Raw genomic sequence first — 16,254 nt, 5'->3', positions numbered from 1 at the left:
GTGAAGAGCGATTTTCCGAGTTAGAAGGTCTCAACTGGACTCTTCTCATCCAACAGCTAGATGCCTGGCTTCCTGAGGCCAACGCACTCAAAAAGTTGTTTAACTTTATTCCTGATTGGCGCTTTGACGACATCATGGCTTCATACGCACCCAAAGGCGGCAGCGTCGGCCCACACTGTGATTTCTATGATGTATTTTTGGTGCAAGCCTATGGTGAACGCCATTGGCGTTTAGGCCAATGGTGTGACGCAACAACACCAACAAGATCAGATACAAATTTAAGCATCTTAGAAGAATTTGAAACAAGCGATGACTGGGTATTGAAGCCTGGTGACATTCTTTATGTTCCACCCAAGCTTGCGCATTACGGCATTGCAGAAAACGACTGCATTACTTTATCTGTCGGATTCAGAGCACCGAAGGCGCTAGAAGCCCTAAGTAGCTTTACCGATTATTTATGCGAAAAAGCAAAGGTTAACCCGTTTTTTTCGGATCCTAATCGAGCACATCAATATGAAAGCGCCTTGATTTCAGATAACGACAAAGCTGCACTGCAGCAATTATTGCTCGACAGTATTTCTGATAAAGAAATGTTCAATGAATGGCTTGGCAGCTTCTTATCAAAACCAAAAAACAACCAAATACTTATTCCAGACGACGACATAAGTGACGTGCAAGACGCATTAGAAGGGCTATCTCAATCAGATGTCGTATATAAAAACGAAGGCTCTCGTTTCTTCTACACCACGCTCGACAAGGACGTATATCTCTCCGTTGATGGCGAGTCGTTTAAGCTGAACAATGCGCATTTAACATTTGTTCAACACTTATGTGTAGAAGATGAATTTGACGCACAGAGTTTATTAACTTATTGCAATATGCTAGAAACTCAAGAAGTCATTGCTATTCTGCTAAACAAAGGCAGTTTGCAATTAGAAAGTGACTAACAATAACGACTAGGAATAACGGTGCCGTCTATGGCTTCGGTCAATATTAACTATTTACGTGAAAATGAGCTTCCCGTAGAAGTAAGAAAAGAAGTCGAGCAACTAAAGGGTTCTCGCATCTTATCTGGTTCGCGATTGTGCATTGCCTTATTCAATGGCCATGTAATCGCCGCAAGCGGCGCACGTCCTGCAGCTCAATTTGCTAGACTCGACTTTCTAAGTGTTGCCCAAGAACATATCAAGACACGCCTCGGAGAAGTAGTTTTAAACCATAGTTTGAAACAGCTTCATAAAGCAGGCGTGAACGAAGTGAATACCGCCGTTTCCGAGCAGCAACTTCAGTTATTTCTCGATGCCGGATTCATGGAAGAGAACATTACGATTCCAGGCATGCATGATAAAACAAGCCTCACGGAGCTTGTTCACCCAAACTTAGACTCTCTTGGCCCTCGCTTTAAATTGATTGGCGACAACCCAAAACCAATCAAGAAAACCAGCGAAAAGCAAAAAGAAAACGATATGCGTAGCATCCGCTTCGACTCAATGGGAAGTTATCGTGATCTTTGCCGCATGGTGATTTGCAACGCGCAACGAAAAGTATTCATGCTGTGTGAGAGCCTTGACGACCCTATCTTGAATGATCGTGAAGTTATCTCGCACATCCAAGAACTAGTGCTACACAGCCGACACGTCGAAGTGCGCTTACTCCTCGAGAATGATCGCCACCCGAGCTCAGGGCACAGCGCAATTCTCGATTTAGCACAACGACTTTCAAGCTTTGTGAGTATCAGAAAAATACATGACAAGCGCATCGCACCAAAAGAGTGGCTATATCTCTGTGATGACCTGCATGCCGTTGAACGTCGTCGCGAGCATGGATACAAAGGCCAAGCCTTCGTTGAAAGCCCAATGACATTACAACGCCTCAGTTATCAATTTGAAAACTTATGGCTGCATTCTGCACCGTCTTCAGAACTGAGACGTTTAGCGATCTAAAATCACTATTCTGATTTTGTCGGACCTTTAAGTACCGACAAAATCATCTCTGCCGCATACAAAGACATCTCTTCCACCGCCTCAAGGCTCACAAACACGCCATCTGTTTTTAAACGACACAAGCCATGTAAGGTCGCCCATGTCGTTTGCGACATACGCGTTGCATCAAACGAAGACGGCATCCCTCCCTGCTCTTTTAACTGACTAATAATTTTTGTATAGCGTCGAAAGGTTGCATGACCTTTTTCCGTCAACTCTGGTGAAGGTTCGTTCCGCCATGTCACCGCACCAAACATCAATTCATACTTCTCAGGATTCTCTGCTGCATAACGCACATAGGCAATCACGTAGTCTTTAAGCCTTTGTTGAATCGATGCGGGATCATCACTCAAACCCGACTGATCAAGCAAAGCATTTAAATCATCAAAAGACCGTTCAGCCACCGCGCACAGCAATGCATGTTTAGACGAAAAATGGTGATATGGCGCTTGGCGCGACACATTCGATCGCTCCGCCAACTCACGCAAGGTCAAACCCGCAATACCTCGCTCGCTCATCAAGGCTTCGGCATTTTCCAACAAGGTGTTGCGCAAATCCTGATGATGGTAGGTGTTTTCGTTTTTATTACTGCGGGTGCTTTTTTTCATGTTGGCGAAGATAACAAATCAATCTTGACACTGTCAAAATAGATGTTATCTTGACGCCGTCAAGTTGAGTTTTACGCTATTTATATTCTGAGAGGTCAGGCTTTATGAGCAACCAACCATACCCACACATGCTGGAACCATTAGACCTAGGTTTCACCACGCTTAAAAATCGTGTCATTATGGGATCAATGCATACCGGCCTAGAAGACCGATTCTGGCAAATGGACAAGCTTGCAGCATACTTCGCGGAACGTGCAAAAGGTGGCGCAGCACTGGTGATCACTGGCGGCTACAACCCAAACAAACGTGGTTGGTTCTACCCTACTGCCGGACTATTCAATAGCTATCTAGATATTCCTAACCACCGTAAAGTCACGAGCGCCGTGCACAAAGAAGGCGGCAAAATTGCCCTACAAATCCTTCACGCTGGACGTTATAGCTACCACCCATTCTCTCACTCAGCGTCGGCCAAAAAAGCGCCTATTAACCCATTCAAGCCGCGCGAAATGTCAGATCGACAAATCCGCTCGACCATCAAAGATTTCGCTAAAACAGCAAAACTCGCAAAACTTGCGAACTACAACGGCGTTGAAATCATGGGTAGCGAAGGCTATTTGATCAATCAGTTTATGGCGCCTCACGTCAACAAGCGTAAAGACAAATGGGGCGGCAGTATCGAAAACCGCATGCGCTTCCCAGTTGAGATCGTAAAAGAAGTACGCAAAGCGGTAGGCGAAGAATTTATCGTGATCTTCCGTCTATCAATGATGGAACTGGTCGAAGGTGGTATGACCGCCAACGAAATCGTCGAGACAGCAAAAGCCCTAGAAGCCGCTGGCGTTACCATTATGAACACAGGTATTGGCTGGCACGAAGCACGTGTTCCAACCATCGTTACTTCTGTGCCGCGTGCTGCCTTCCGTGAAGCGACAGCTCGTGTTAAAAAAGAGCTATCGATTCCAGTGTGTGCATCAAACCGTATCAATACACCAGGTGTTGCAGAAGACATCATCTCTTCAGGTGATGCAGATCTTGTATCAATGGCACGCCCATTCTTGGCCGATCCGCACTTTGTGAACAAAGCGGCTGAAAATCGTGCAGACGAAATCAACATTTGTATTGCCTGTAACCAAGCTTGTCTTGACCATACATTCGAAATGAAACGTGCATCTTGCTTAGTAAACCCACAAGCATGTCACGAAACAGAATTGGTCTACATTCCCGTGACTAACAAAAAGAAAGTTGCCGTGATTGGAGCTGGCCCTGCAGGCTTATCAGCCTCTACCGTTGCTGCGGAGCGCGGCCATGACGTAACGCTATTTGATATGGCAAGCGAGATTGGCGGTCAGTTTAACTACGCGAAGCAAATTCCAGGTAAAGAAGAATTTTACGAGATGATCAAATACTACGGTCGTCGTGTAGAAGTATCAGGGGTAAATCTACAGCTCAACACCAAGGTTGATGCTGAGATGCTCGAGAAAGGCGGTTTTGATGAAGTGATTGTTGCCACCGGCATCAACCCTCGCAAGCCACCGATTGAAGGTATCGAACACAAGAAAGTATTGTCTTACCTTGATGTCTTAACCGGCACAGAAGTAGGTAAAAAAGTAGCGGTTATTGGCGCCGGCGGTATCGGTTTTGATGTTGCAGAATTTCTTGTGCACCCAGGCGCCAAAGCAGATAGCACACCACGCCCACAAAGCATCGCAGAATGGAGCGAAGAATGGGGTATCGACGTGAACAGCGACAACCCAGGTCAACTCGTTGAGAAGAAACCACACGCATCTGAGCGCGACGTTTACCTACTTCAACGGAAAAAGAGTCAGTTGGGCGCAGGCTTGAACAAAACATCTGGTTGGGTTCACCGTGCTGTGTTGAAAATGAAAGACGTTGAGATGATTGGCGGCGTCAGCTACGACAAGATCGACGACGCGGGCCTACACATCACAGTCGATGGCGAGCAACGCCTTCTAGATGTCGATAATGTGGTCATTTGCGCAGGCCAAGAATCACGCAAAGAGCTATACACTGAGGATTCAGCTACCGCGAACTATCACTTGATTGGTGGCGCAGAATTCGCTGGCGAACTCGATGCTAAGCGCGCGATCAAACAAGGTGCAGAACTAGCTGCAGCGCTATAAGCTCAACCTCAAAGCATGAGAGCCAACACTCTCATGCTTTACTCTTCTTCATCCATAAAACAATAAACACACAGTAAAACGCCATGAAGTTCAACCATATTATTTACAAGGTCGAAGACGGCATCGCGCACGTTATTTTGAACAGACCCGAAAAATTCAATGCGTTTAACTTTGACTTGATGTGCGACATCGTCAATGTGCAAAAGGTCATTAAAAAAGATCGCGACATTCGCGTTGTTATTATCTCAGGCAAGGGCGAGCACTTTAGTTCTGGCATCGACATTAAGAGCATCATGGGTAAGCCAATTCAGTTCGCAAAGATCGGCTGGAAGCTAAATCCTTGGGGCACCAACATGGCTCAGCAGTTTTGCATTGGCTGGCATCGTCTTCCTGTACCAGTGATCTGCGTCATGCAAGGTATTAGTTATGGCATGGCAATGACTTTGGCTCTCGGCGCCGATATGCGATACGCACGCCCAGACACAGAGCTTGCCATCATGGAAGCGAAATGGGGCATGGTTCCAGACATGGCTGGCCTGCAAACGATTCGCAGCACGATCTCTCAAGACATCGCGAACGAATTGATTATGACTGGCGATCCAGTAAAAGCCGACAAAGCACTCGAATACGGTCTAGTAACCCGCGTCGTAGAAGATCCAATGGCCGAAGCCTTGGCAATGGCAGAAAAGCTTAAAGCTCGCTCACCTGATGCAACCGCTGCAATCAAGTTCACGAACCAAAAGAGCTGGAATGGTTCAACAAGGAACTTATTAGCACGTGAAACGATTTATCAAATCGCACAACTCATCAGCAAAAACTGGCGCATCATGGATATTCGCAATCGCAAAGATCCAAACAAGCCTTTCGTTAAACGCCAATGGTGGTGGTAATACTGCTTAAGTAAATAGTTAAGAGCAAGCTGTCCGCAAATTGGCTCCGCTTGCTTTTATGAGATCAAATCATCAGACCGCAGAGTTAGCTGTTCTCCGACTCCGCTTGCCACGCCTCGATCGCTTCTTTCGCTGATCGGAATGCCTCAACACCAGACGGCATGCCACAGTACACCGTAGAGTGAAGCAATACTTCTTGGATTTCCTCGATCGTACAGCCGTTGCGCAACGCACCGCGCACATGTCCTTTTAATTCTGTTGAAGCCTTCAATGCGGCCAAGGTAGCGATAGTCACCAAGCTGCGCGTTTTTCTATCGATACCCTTTCGCACCCAGGTTTCGCCCCATGCATTTCTTGTCACCAAATCTTGCAATGGTTGCGTAAAATCAGTCGCGGCATCTAAAGCTTTATCGACAAAAGCGTCACCCATTACTTCACGCCTTACCGTAATCCCGCTTGTATATTTATCTTGTTCAGTACTCACAGTCTCTGTGCACTCCATAATTCCAATTTCATGTTTACCAATAACGCGCCGTTTTTTAATCAATATATGCACGCTATCTTGAGAATCTAGATGATCCCCGTTTTATGTTTTATTTCTCAATGCCCCACAGTACTCGAAAATACATTCATTACAACAATGCCGCTAATGATGAGAACAATACCCACTATCGCCGCAACATCGATCTTTTGATCAAAAATAATAAAGCCAACGATAGAGATCAAAACAATCCCTAAACCCGACCAGATTGCATAAGCCACCCCCATCGGAATAGATCTCAGCACTAACGACAAGCAATAAAACGCCACAGAAAATCCAAGCACCACAAGAACGCTCGGCCCAAGCTTGGCAAACCCTTCCGATGCTTTCAAAGCACTCGTACCAATTACTTCCGAAACAATTGCGATGAGCAAATACAGATAAGCCATTTATTTTCCTTTAAGACTACTTTTCTTGAGGGGAATTAGAACCATTCTATAAAAATCAATTCTTTTATTGTCTGATATCCACTAAATCAAAGGGACCATAATAATTGGATTGCAGCGTTTCAATAACGCGCTCTTCCAATATGACACGAGAAGCATTTTTGCTCTTGTGCGCCAACCAGTTTGTAGCTCTCGCCTCTTTCATACCGAATAAGATGCAAATATTTGGCAAATGACCATATTTGTAGTCGTCATTTGGCAAAGCCGAGGATGGGTTACCAAGCTTATCGCCTGCTTGCAATTTGATAGCAAAATGACTCAGAGCATCGTCACAATAAGATGGCTTAAAAGCATGAGCACTCGTTACTACGCTCATGATTATTAGAGTGAAGATTAATCTCATAGTGAGTAATGCGCAGCTAAGCAAAAGCTTGAGCAATTTATAAGGCCTTTATTCGTCATGTGACTATTGCCTCAAAGCCAGAACTATTAATAGAAAAATTACAACGCAAGCAATAATAGTTCGGATTTGGGTTGATTGATTCCAACGAGGCTCAAACCCGATGCGGGCCTTGTGTAACTCCTCAACGCTAATAGTTTCAACATCGCACGCTTGTAGCTTGTTGTTAAGTGACAAGTGAATGGCAATTGTTGATATCTGTACGCCAGCTAAGTAAGCGGCCGTAACTGATAAAAGCAAGAAAAAGTCCAAGCCTTGAAGTTTTGAAAAACCAGTAAAAGCACAAAAAATAAGTGAAATAGCTGATCCGACCCAAACGAATAAAAATACGGGATGATTATCTTGAATCACTCGATCTGTGACTTGAAAAGCCTTAATAAACTGTTTGTCTTCTAAGTTTTTTATTCCGGGCATTATGACGATTGCGTAAGCGAATAGGAGCCCCGCAACCAGCGAGCATAGTAATGTACATAAAGCTAACATGACATCAAAAATACTCATTATTCATATTTCCCAGCTTTAGAGTCTAACGCCTCAAACTGAGGCCGCGGTCCGCAGCTTTGACTGGTTAAGGGGATTGTTAATCAACATATGACGCTCTCCGGACATAATCACAGAACTGCTCAAGTGCAGACTCATATTCGTCTTTACTACCACTAGCCTTCAAAGCTAATACATTCTGCTTTAAAAGCGCGCCTTCTACTATTGCGAGTTTATTCGGATAGCCAAGGTAGAACTGTTCTTGCAGTAATACTGAAGACATTCTAAGTCGCACAATATCGATTTTACTTTCAATCTCCAGGGCTTCTTCAACCACATTAATCTGGGAATCATGAGCTTTGGAAATGAGGTCCGGAATTTCCTTTTGAAGGCTTTCCAGTGCACTGAGTGCCTCTTTCATGGTGTACCGATTTTCACCAATAACTAAGTCATGCTCCTTATCCGCTGAACACAGCATCTCCGCATTAGCAGCAGAACAAAACGTGTAAATTGTAAGAGCGACGATTCGACCCATGCGAAATACTCTTAACGCCTGCATTTGCGGCAAATTTAGGAGCACCAGCGAGTAAATTTTGCATAGCAGTGCTTTGTTATCCATTTTTCGCCACTGCGATTGTATCGAAACATTCCTCGGGGGTAGAAGCCATAAAGTACTTTGTAACCTGTTCAAAAATTTCCGGTGTATCTGTTGCCGATCTTTCTAGCTGTTCTTTGCGCGGTTTTTCAATCTACTTTAAGCACTCCGCATTTGACAGGTCTACGTATATCAAATTATGTGGAGCATCAATCACGGCGAAAATACTCCGAAACCTGACTCTTTGTGACAGAGTATTTGCTGGAAAGTCCATTACTACATTAATTCCTGTAGACAAAATAATTTGAACAAGCTTTTTAAGCTGCGACTTAAGTAGATTTGAATATTCGATATAGTCATTCAGTGACGAAATCTTATTTGGGCAAAGTGACGCGAGCCATTCATCTTCTGAAAGCAATACTGCATTGCTTTTATGCGCAATTTCGCGAGCTTTAGTGGACTTTCCTGCCCCCATTTTTCGACAGAAGAAGATCGATGTTCCTTTCTTCATCTTCGCTCTCCATTTTGATACATAACGCCGCCTTCCGCCGCGGAACAATGAGGCCAATTTCTGCAGTTCTTTTTGCAAAAAAAGGGCGACGTTGTGGAGTCGCTTGGATGGTTTTTTATGTGATTAGTCACGAATTCCTATACGTTGAATCACAGGAAATGAACCAGGATTGTCAGTTTGTGGAAAAGCATGACAAACATCATCTCGAACAGAAAAGTATACTTTTTTATTTGCCTTTTTAGCAGCTAGCAGAATACTAAGCGCCCCTCTGGTGTCAGAAGAAGGAAGCATCGCGTAAGACTGAGTCTGATCGCATCTTGCAGGGTTAACTGTTCCACCGATAGGTATGAAGGCAATGCTCCCATCAGAATATCCAGCGAAAACAAAATCGATCTTTGCATCAGTGAATTTTGCAGCAGAATTTGCAAATGGCGAAATCAACAAAAGTGCAAAAAGAAGTGTTCTAATATTGTTCATAAATTCTTCGTTTATAAATTACCATCACATAATGCCTCAAACAGGGGCAGTTTTGGAGCGACGAAGCCGCAGAAAAGCTGTTCAGCTAGTCACTTGGAGGCTTTCCCAAGCTATGGATGCTGCGATCTATGTCATTTTCATACAGCAGTCGATTGAATTCTCTCTCAGTCATAGTGACACTTAACAGCTTATTATATGGAATTCTCTATAAACCGCAGACGGCAACGCGTCTTCACGATGATCAAAATTCCATTTTTGTTTAATTGATTCAATCACTTAAATAGCACCCTATCACTAGAAACTAAGATTCTCTTTTCGCAGAAAGAATACTTGGGTTTACACAGATCCGTATAAACCCAGGAGAAAAAGTTTAGTTAATTGTTTTATAAAACAATATCAGAAGGAAGCCGTAACAAGACAGACTTAACTCTCAGTGGTAACGATACCGATAGTACAAATATGATCAAAACAATAGATGATATGGCTCGCTTACCCTTCGAGCCGACCGTTGGTCGTTTAACGAGCTAAAGCGCTTTTGTACCGCCTACACGTGAATGACGACATGTAGTCACTTAGAGTGACTCCACACCTATGCTTCCTGCTATAGCTCAAACGCAAAAAAACCGCATTAAGCGTTCACCTAATGCGATTTTCGAAACTCATCTACGATGTGATTACCGGATCAAGTCCGGCATGACACAAATAGATTAGTTAGCAGCTTTAAACTTCAAGCGGTAAGCGTGAAGAAGTGGCTCTGTGTAACCACTTGGTTGCTCTTTACCTTTGAAGATCAAATCAGATGCTGCTTGGAAAGCAATCGTATCGAAGCTTGGTGCCATGTTGATGTAAGCGGCATCGCCTGCGTTTTGCTCATCAACGGTTGCAGCCATGCGCTTCAAGCTTTCTTCAACTTGCTCTTTTGAACATACGCCGTGCTCTAACCAGTTCGCAACGTGCTGCGCAGAAATACGCAATGTTGCACGGTCTTCCATCAAACCAACGTTGTTGATATCTGGAACTTTAGAACAACCAACACCTTGATCAACCCAACGTACAACGTAACCCAAAATACCCTGACAGTTGTTGTCGAGTTCTTTCTGGATTTCACCTTCAGTAAGCGCAGCTCTTTGCTCAGCCGTCATAAGCGGGATAGTAAGAATGTCATCTACGTTTGCGTGCTCACGAGACTTAAGCTCGTTTTGTACCGCAAATACATCTACTTGATGGTAGTGAATTGCGTGAAGGGCTGCAGCTGTTGGTGAAGGAACCCAAGCAGTGTTTGCACCCGCTTTAGGGTGACCTACTTTTTGTTCCATCATCATGCCAAGCTCATCAGGGATAGGCCACATGCCTTTACCGATTTGCGCACGACCTTGTAGTGATGTTTCAAGACCTGTATCTACGTTCCAGTCTTCGTATGCACCAATCCATGTTTGTTGCTTCATAGTTGTTTTTGGTACGAATGCACCAGCAAGCATTGAAGTGTGGATCTCGTCACCAGTACGATCTAGGAAGCCAGTGTTGATGAATACAACACGGTCTTTCGCAGAGCGGATACACTCTTTCAAGTTAACAGTGGTACGACGCTCTTCGTCCATGATACCCATCTTCATTGTGAAGCGTGGTAGACCAAGTGCATCTTCAACACGGCCAAACAATTCGTTTGCGAATGCAACTTCTTCTGGACCGTGCATCTTAGGCTTAACGATGTTTACAGAACCAGTTGTTGAATTCTGGAATGGGCTGTTGCCTTTCAAATCGTGAATAGCGATCAAGGTTGTGATCACGCCGTCCATGATGCCTTCTGGAATTTCGTTGCCGTCTTCAAGAAGAATCGCTGGGTTAGTCATCAAGTGACCAACGTTACGAACGAATAGCATTGAGCGACCTTTCAATGAGAACGTATTGCCATCAGTGCCCGTGAATTCACGGTCTTTGTTCATAACACGCGTGAAGGTTTTGCCGCCTTTAGAAACTTCTTCAGCAAGGTCACCTTTCATAAGGCCTAACCAGTTGCCGTATGTAGTAACTTTGTCTTCTGCATCAACAGCTGCTACTGAGTCTTCGCAGTCCATGATGGTAGTTAGTGCAGCTTCCATAGTTAGGTCTTTAACGCCAGCAGCGTCAGTTGAACCAATTGGACTGTCTGCATCGATCAAGATTTCAATGTGAAGACCGTTGTTCTTAATAAGGATAGAAGTCGGCGCCGCAACATCACCTGTGTAACCAACGAACTTCTCTTCTTGTGCTAGGCCAGTTGTTGAACCGTCAGCCAAAGACACAACAAGCTTGCCGCCTTCAATTGCGTACTTAGTGCTACCAACGTGTGACCCAGAAGCCAATGGTGCCGCTGTATCAAGAACACCACGTGCGTATGCGATAACTTTGTCGCCACGTACTTTGTTGTAACCGCCTTTTGCTTTCTCTGCACCACCTTCTTCAGAGATAACAGTAGAGCCGTAAAGCGCATCATATAGTGAACCCCAACGAGCGTTAGAAGCGTTCAATGCGAAACGTGCATTCATTACAGGTACAACCAACTGAGGACCAGCCATTTCAGCAATTTCTGGCTCTACGTTTTGAGTAGTTGCATCGAAGTCAGCACCTTCTTCTACAAGGTAACCAATCTCTTGTAGGAATGCTTTGTATTCTGCGAAATCGAAGTCTTGACCTTTACGCTCGGTGTGGAAAGCATCAATCTTAGCTTGGATATCATCACGCTTTGCAAGCAACTCACGGTTACGTGGTGCTAGTTCGTTCGCGATAGCACTGAAGCTTGACCAAAATGCTTCTTGATCAACACCTGTGCCTGGAATTGCTTTTTCGTTTACGAAATCGTATAGCTCTTTTGCGACCTGAAGGCCCGCAGCTTGAACGCGTTCTGTCATATTTGTATTCGCCTCAACGCTTTAATTACTTAGAAAACCGCTCTCAATACCTTGATAAAAAGTCGAGAAACGTCTAAAAAAGGGGCGAAGATAGTACATGAAAATCGTTCAAATCCCAACCACTGACAACGTGCAAAGCTATTCACCATGTTAATAGTCGTTGTCATGCTAGACGCCTGAGCAGTCAGGCTTTTTGCAGCAGTGATCAAATTTTGAGCTACACTCAAATAAAACAACAATTTATCACAACAAGCTTAGAGATTAGTTTATGTCGGCAGTGACGATTACCATCGCCATTGGAAGCCTTATTTGCGCAGGTATTGCATTGATCGTATTCGTTCAGGCAAGAGAGAAGGCGCGTATTGAGCGATTACGTCTGATCATCAAACTACAAGACCGACACACCAACATTCAAAACATTCTATCTAACATGCCACCGCAGTACCTCAACCCTACTTTGAGAAAAATTCTGCACGAGCAATCCATCGAAACCATCAAAGAACTCACTAAATTCAAACCCTCGTCTAAACATGCCGGTTACATCCAAGAAGACGAGCGAGCTATAAAGGAACTCCAAGAAAACCCGAAAAAGCTTCCACCCGTTAAGGTTGACTCAACTGAGAAAGCCCGCGAGGTACGCATCATGCTGCAAAACTTATATAAGTTGCTGCATTTTTGGCGTAAAAAATCGCAGCTTTCACCTGATTTAGCCCAGCAACAGATGGCTCATGTAGGTTTTCTAGCGCGACAATCCAAGGCAGATTTATTTGCAGAGAAAGCAAAGCAAGCCGAGCTTGCAGGTAAACCGCGTGTTGCTATCCACAACTACCATAGTGCCATTGAGGTGTTAAGTGACGTATCAACGCACCCTTCTGCGATGCAAAATATTCAGGCATACAAACAAAAAATGGCAGAGCTGAATAAGAAAGCAGATCAACGTACTGAAGAGATCAATGCAAAAGCACAAGCTGAGCTTGAACAAAACGGTGAATGGGACGAATTTTTGAGCTCAGAAGAAGACTGGAAGAAAAAGAATAGTTACTACGATGATTAACGAAAGAGCGCGCTAATTAACGCGCTCTTTATATGGCACTACTTGAATACCTGAGGCACTAGGCCAGCAAATCTTTAATATCTTGCTCGATGGCTTTCGGCTCAGTCTTAGGTGCGTAGCGCTTCAAGATCTCTCCCTCAGCATTGACCAAAAACTTGGTGAAGTTCCATTTAATTTTCTCAGAACCGAGCATCCCTTTAGCATTTGTTTTTAACAACGAGAATAAAGGGTGTGTGTCAGGGCCATTCACGTCGACCTTACTGAACATCGGGAATGTGACACCATAATTTAGCTCGCAAAACTCGCTAATTTGACTGTCGCTACCTGGGTCTTGGCTTAAGAACTGATTGCAAGGAAAGCCCAAGATTTCTAGACCCTGTTCTTTGTAGGTTTCGTACAACGATTCCAAACCTTTGAACTGCGGTGTAAAACCACACTTACTGGCTGTATTTACTACGAGTAATGTCTTGCCCTTGTAGTCTGATAGAGACTTGGTTTCACCTTTGATTGTGGTGACTTCAATATCGTAAATCGCACTCATTCACTGTCTTCCTGATTATGTTTTTAGATCCAATGCACCTTCAGTACGTGTACCTTATCTGATCCGATCAAACAAAGACAGCGAGGTAATACGATTAAAAGATGAATACGCGGCATCCAAGCTAAATTGCTGTAATGACAGCAAACTTACTGTTTCTGCGTAATCAATGGATTCCAAGTTACCTAGTACTTCTTGGGTAAGAATCTCCGCATCTTTTAACTGCTCTAGCCCTGTGTCGAGCGTATTGAGACGCGCACCCAATTGTCCTCGCGCCTCAAGTACCGATGTTGCCGCAAAATCAAAGTTGGCAATCGTCCCTTCTAGTAAAGATTCAAACGCTTCGCGCCCATCTGTCGTCGGCGCGAAGTTACGTAAGCCGTAGACGAACTTCTCTACCGTTGTAAGCAAACCTTGCTTCTCGGTAGATTCAACTGTAAATGTGTCGCCCGTGGCTGGCGCTCCCCGAATTTCGAACTGAGTACCCTGAGCGTTGATCGTGCCATTTGGTGCATACGCGACATTCGACTGAAGTGTTACCCCTGTCGATTTCTCACGGAGATCAAACGTGTTTGGCGATGTAAATTCAATCACCAAATCTTCAGGATAAAACGCATCATAGTCAGCTTGATCGACCACTTGACCGACCGTAATTGTTGCCGGCGGCTCTGCTTGGTTTCCCTCGCTGGCTCGCGTGAAGAATGAGTTCGTATAGGTGGGCATATCTTCGAAAATAGCCTGCCCATTGATAGTTGATTGAATAGTGACTGAAGCGTCGATTTGAACGTAACGAACCCCTTCATCACCATGGTAGCGATACGAACCAGAATCGTCTTGTTGAAAGGGCTGTGTTCCGCCTTGAAATCCGCTGAATACATACTCGCCACTTGCATCGCGTGCATTGAGTAGCCCTGCTAACTGGTCTAGACGTGACTCTACTTCTGCGGCGATCGAACCTAGATCGTCTTTTGTAAGCGCACCATTACCCGCTGAAACCGCAAGCGTTCTCAAACGCTCAATCACTTCGTTGATGCCACCTAAGCGATCATCTTGCAGTGATAAACGCCCTTCAGCCAATTCAACATTTCGTTGAAACTGCTGATTAACCGACAGCTCCTGTTTCAGCTCTAGAATACGCGTGGAAGCAACAGGATCATCGGCTGGCGTCAGTACGCGCTTGCCCGACGCGAGCTGCTGCTGCGTTTTCTGTTGTTGCGCGGTGACATCTTGAATAGACGACATCGCTCTGTCATAGATCTGTACTGTAGAGATTCTCATATGTGCTCGTTCCTATCTCTATCTAAATGCGCCTAGCAGGGTATCGAATAAATCTCGTGCCACCGAGACCACCTGTGCAGAGGCGTTATATGCAGCCTGAAACTGCACTAATTTGCCTGCTTCTTCATCTAAGTTCACCGCTGCGATCGAGTCTCTTAGACCGGATGTTTGATCTAGCAAAGCCTTGGCAGACTCACTCTCAAGACGCGCTCTATTGGTTACAGTGCCGACTTTCTCGACCACTTGCGCATAAGACTCACCATACGAGACCGAACCCTCAACTAAGCCTTCAAACTCGAGCCCCGCCATCGCTAAGGCATTTCTGTTATCAGATACACCATCGGTATTGTATTCAATGGTGAACTCATCCCCTTTTACACTTTCGCCTTGAATTTCAAACGTAAAACCACGATAAGCTGATAATGCTGGCGGCGCTAAATCAAACACTGTCGCCGTATTGCTCGTAAATGAAATACCTTGCGCCATCGACATATCAACAGCACCAGCCACCGCTATACCTTGTGCAGAGTTGACGGTTTGCGTGGCGACAACTGGCGAACCAGCAGCATACGGATCAATACGACTTACATCGACACTATCACCAAGACCCGTCACCTCAATAACAATGTCTTCGCCCGTCACAGAACGCAGGTCTATTTGGGTTCCATCACTGACAGCAATAACGTCAAGGTTAGGGTTATCGTTAATGGCACGCGCTATTTCTACTGGCGTATAGGTAGCAGGAGGCGTAACGGTAATCGTCTCACCATTAATGATTAAACCTAAAGGGTTCGGGTCACCATCATCTACAAAATTAGTGAGTCGCACTTGCGTGTAGGCATTTGCTTTAATGCCCTCGACGGCAGTGAGGTCTTGTGCGATTTGTCTGGCGGAGCTGTTAGCCGCAATATTCACTGTTTGCGATGTCACGATTCCGGTATTGGTGTCTCGCGACTGAACTTGTAAGGTTTGCGCGCCATAACCGTTTACAAAAGGTCCCGCGCCAGCTGCTGGTAGCGTCAAGGTATCTGGCCCTGTTGCCGACACTAAGGTTTCACCTGGGTCGGACGTAAACAACATGTTGCTTAAGCCTTGCGCATAAAACTGGTTATTGATCGGTGGCGACAAAGGCTCAGGACTAGCCGGATTGCTGTTATCAAGCACTTCGTAATAATTGTCTGTGACGAAGCGAATCAACAAAGGAGGGCTCAGCTCACCTGGCACTGCAAATTCTGACAAAGGTTGATTGGTCAGAGGGTTATTAACATCGAGCATTTCACCTAGCGTAATTTGAGCGTTACCAATATTACCTAAGCTACTGCGCGAACGAATGGGCGATGCTAAAGCGATCTCATCGACTCGATCAATCACTTGCTCAAAATTGATAGCGCCAGCTTGCGTGGGATAAAGCGTAAAGCGATCCCC

General features: G+C 45.0%; 16 protein-coding genes and 1 pseudogene. 5 read left to right on the top strand and 12 right to left on the bottom strand.

Going from position 1 to position 16,254, the window contains the following annotated elements; genetic code table 11:
- Both A3739_RS27370 and A3739_RS27365 read left to right on the top strand, forming a co-directional pair.
- Nucleotides 1–947 (top strand): JmjC domain-containing protein (locus A3739_RS27370; RefSeq protein ID WP_068503512.1); only part of this gene is annotated, 947 nt, incomplete at its 5' end.
- Between the two features lie 30 nt (nt 948–977).
- Nucleotides 978–1,943: a hypothetical protein gene (locus A3739_RS27365; protein WP_068476505.1), complete on the top strand. Its 966-nt coding sequence runs from the start codon at nt 978–980 to the stop codon at nt 1,941–1,943.
- 5 nt (nt 1,944–1,948) lie between these two features.
- Here the strand turns inward: A3739_RS27365 and A3739_RS27360 are convergent, their stop codons facing one another.
- Nucleotides 1,949–2,590, bottom strand: coding sequence for a TetR/AcrR family transcriptional regulator (locus tag A3739_RS27360; RefSeq protein ID WP_068476508.1), 642 nt, complete (start codon nt 2,588–2,590; stop codon nt 1,949–1,951).
- Between the two features lie 104 nt (nt 2,591–2,694).
- Here A3739_RS27360 and A3739_RS27355 point away from each other — a divergent pair, with 104 nt between their 5' ends.
- On the top strand, nt 2,695–4,731 hold the full coding sequence (locus A3739_RS27355; RefSeq protein WP_068476510.1) for an NADPH-dependent 2,4-dienoyl-CoA reductase: 2,037 nt from the start codon (nt 2,695–2,697) through the stop codon (nt 4,729–4,731).
- Nucleotides 4,732–4,814: 83 nt separating this feature from the next.
- On the top strand, nt 4,815–5,621 hold the full coding sequence (locus A3739_RS27350; protein ID WP_068476512.1) for a crotonase/enoyl-CoA hydratase family protein: 807 nt from the start codon (nt 4,815–4,817) through the stop codon (nt 5,619–5,621).
- 85 nt (nt 5,622–5,706) lie between these two features.
- Here A3739_RS27350 and A3739_RS27345 read toward each other — a convergent pair whose 3' ends face one another.
- From A3739_RS27345 to A3739_RS27310, 8 genes are all read right to left on the bottom strand, one after another.
- A complete protein-coding gene (locus tag A3739_RS27345) occupies nt 5,707–6,168 on the bottom strand; it encodes a carboxymuconolactone decarboxylase family protein (protein ID WP_231877166.1) in 462 nt (153 codons plus the stop codon).
- A 53-nt stretch (nt 6,169–6,221) separates the two neighbouring features.
- Complete coding sequence (locus A3739_RS27340) at nt 6,222–6,551, bottom strand: multidrug efflux SMR transporter (RefSeq protein ID WP_068476514.1); 330 nt, start codon at nt 6,549–6,551, stop codon at nt 6,222–6,224.
- A gap of 64 nt (nt 6,552–6,615) precedes the next feature.
- On the bottom strand, nt 6,616–6,924 hold the full coding sequence (locus A3739_RS27335; RefSeq protein WP_068500731.1) for a hypothetical protein: 309 nt from the start codon (nt 6,922–6,924) through the stop codon (nt 6,616–6,618).
- Nucleotides 6,925–7,014: 90 nt separating this feature from the next.
- The gene (locus tag A3739_RS27330) at nt 7,015–7,509 is read right to left on the bottom strand and encodes a DUF1772 domain-containing protein (protein ID WP_082878646.1); all 495 of its coding nucleotides are present in this window, start codon (nt 7,507–7,509) and stop codon (nt 7,015–7,017) included.
- Nucleotides 7,510–7,588: 79 nt separating this feature from the next.
- Entirely contained in the window at nt 7,589–8,107 is a 519-nt protein-coding gene (locus A3739_RS27325; RefSeq protein ID WP_068476519.1) for a hypothetical protein, read from the bottom strand.
- Between the two features lie 130 nt (nt 8,108–8,237).
- Nucleotides 8,238–8,594 carry an ATP-binding protein gene (locus A3739_RS27320; RefSeq protein WP_231876713.1) on the bottom strand — a complete coding sequence of 119 codons (357 nt, stop codon included), beginning with the start codon at nt 8,592–8,594 and terminating at the stop codon, nt 8,238–8,240.
- Between the two features lie 123 nt (nt 8,595–8,717).
- Nucleotides 8,718–9,071 (bottom strand): hypothetical protein, encoded by a 354-nt coding sequence (locus A3739_RS27315; protein ID WP_068476521.1) that lies wholly within the window; start codon nt 9,069–9,071, stop codon nt 8,718–8,720.
- Between the two features lie 707 nt (nt 9,072–9,778).
- The gene (locus A3739_RS27310) at nt 9,779–11,959 is read right to left on the bottom strand and encodes a malate synthase G (RefSeq protein ID WP_068476523.1); all 2,181 of its coding nucleotides are present in this window, start codon (nt 11,957–11,959) and stop codon (nt 9,779–9,781) included.
- A gap of 268 nt (nt 11,960–12,227) precedes the next feature.
- Between A3739_RS27310 and A3739_RS27305 the strand changes: the two genes are divergently transcribed.
- Complete coding sequence (locus A3739_RS27305) at nt 12,228–13,013, top strand: hypothetical protein (protein ID WP_068473702.1); 786 nt, start codon at nt 12,228–12,230, stop codon at nt 13,011–13,013.
- 58 nt (nt 13,014–13,071) lie between these two features.
- Here the strand turns inward: A3739_RS27305 and A3739_RS27300 are convergent, their stop codons facing one another.
- The 3 genes and pseudogenes from A3739_RS27300 to A3739_RS30560 form a co-directional block, all read right to left on the bottom strand.
- Nucleotides 13,072–13,554 carry a glutathione peroxidase gene (locus tag A3739_RS27300; RefSeq protein WP_068475668.1) on the bottom strand — a complete coding sequence of 161 codons (483 nt, stop codon included), beginning with the start codon at nt 13,552–13,554 and terminating at the stop codon, nt 13,072–13,074.
- A 54-nt stretch (nt 13,555–13,608) separates the two neighbouring features.
- Nucleotides 13,609–14,829: a flagellar hook-associated protein FlgL gene (gene flgL / locus A3739_RS27295; RefSeq protein ID WP_068476525.1), complete on the bottom strand. Its 1,221-nt coding sequence runs from the start codon at nt 14,827–14,829 to the stop codon at nt 13,609–13,611.
- A gap of 18 nt (nt 14,830–14,847) precedes the next feature.
- Nucleotides 14,848–16,254, bottom strand: a pseudogene (locus A3739_RS30560) (flagellar hook-associated protein FlgK); the annotation flags it as partial.

This window comes from Oleiphilus sp. HI0067 (assembly GCF_001635735.1).
The sequence above is the reverse complement of the archived record's forward strand: the minus strand, read 5'-3'. Positions and strand labels throughout refer to the sequence as shown.

Coding starts and splice junctions, on each gene's coding strand:
- flgL (WP_068476525.1), bottom strand. CDS start 14,829: ATGAGAATCTCTACAGTACAGATCTATGACAGAGCGATGTCGTCTATT.
- A3739_RS27360 (WP_068476508.1), bottom strand. CDS start 2,590: ATGAAAAAAAGCACCCGCAGTAATAAAAACGAAAACACCTACCATCAT.
- A3739_RS27315 (WP_068476521.1), bottom strand. CDS start 9,071: ATGAACAATATTAGAACACTTCTTTTTGCACTTTTGTTGATTTCGCCA.
- A3739_RS27340 (WP_068476514.1), bottom strand. CDS start 6,551: ATGGCTTATCTGTATTTGCTCATCGCAATTGTTTCGGAAGTAATTGGT.
- A3739_RS27320 (WP_231876713.1), bottom strand. CDS start 8,594: ATGAAGAAAGGAACATCGATCTTCTTCTGTCGAAAAATGGGGGCAGGA.
- A3739_RS27335 (WP_068500731.1), bottom strand. CDS start 6,924: ATGAGCGTAGTAACGAGTGCTCATGCTTTTAAGCCATCTTATTGTGAC.
- A3739_RS27310 (WP_068476523.1), bottom strand. CDS start 11,959: ATGACAGAACGCGTTCAAGCTGCGGGCCTTCAGGTCGCAAAAGAGCTA.
- A3739_RS27365 (WP_068476505.1), top strand. CDS start 978: ATGGCTTCGGTCAATATTAACTATTTACGTGAAAATGAGCTTCCCGTA.
- A3739_RS27300 (WP_068475668.1), bottom strand. CDS start 13,554: ATGAGTGCGATTTACGATATTGAAGTCACCACAATCAAAGGTGAAACC.
- A3739_RS27325 (WP_068476519.1), bottom strand. CDS start 8,107: ATGGATAACAAAGCACTGCTATGCAAAATTTACTCGCTGGTGCTCCTA.
- A3739_RS27305 (WP_068473702.1), top strand. CDS start 12,228: ATGTCGGCAGTGACGATTACCATCGCCATTGGAAGCCTTATTTGCGCA.
- A3739_RS27350 (WP_068476512.1), top strand. CDS start 4,815: ATGAAGTTCAACCATATTATTTACAAGGTCGAAGACGGCATCGCGCAC.
- A3739_RS27330 (WP_082878646.1), bottom strand. CDS start 7,509: ATGAGTATTTTTGATGTCATGTTAGCTTTATGTACATTACTATGCTCG.
- A3739_RS27355 (WP_068476510.1), top strand. CDS start 2,695: ATGAGCAACCAACCATACCCACACATGCTGGAACCATTAGACCTAGGT.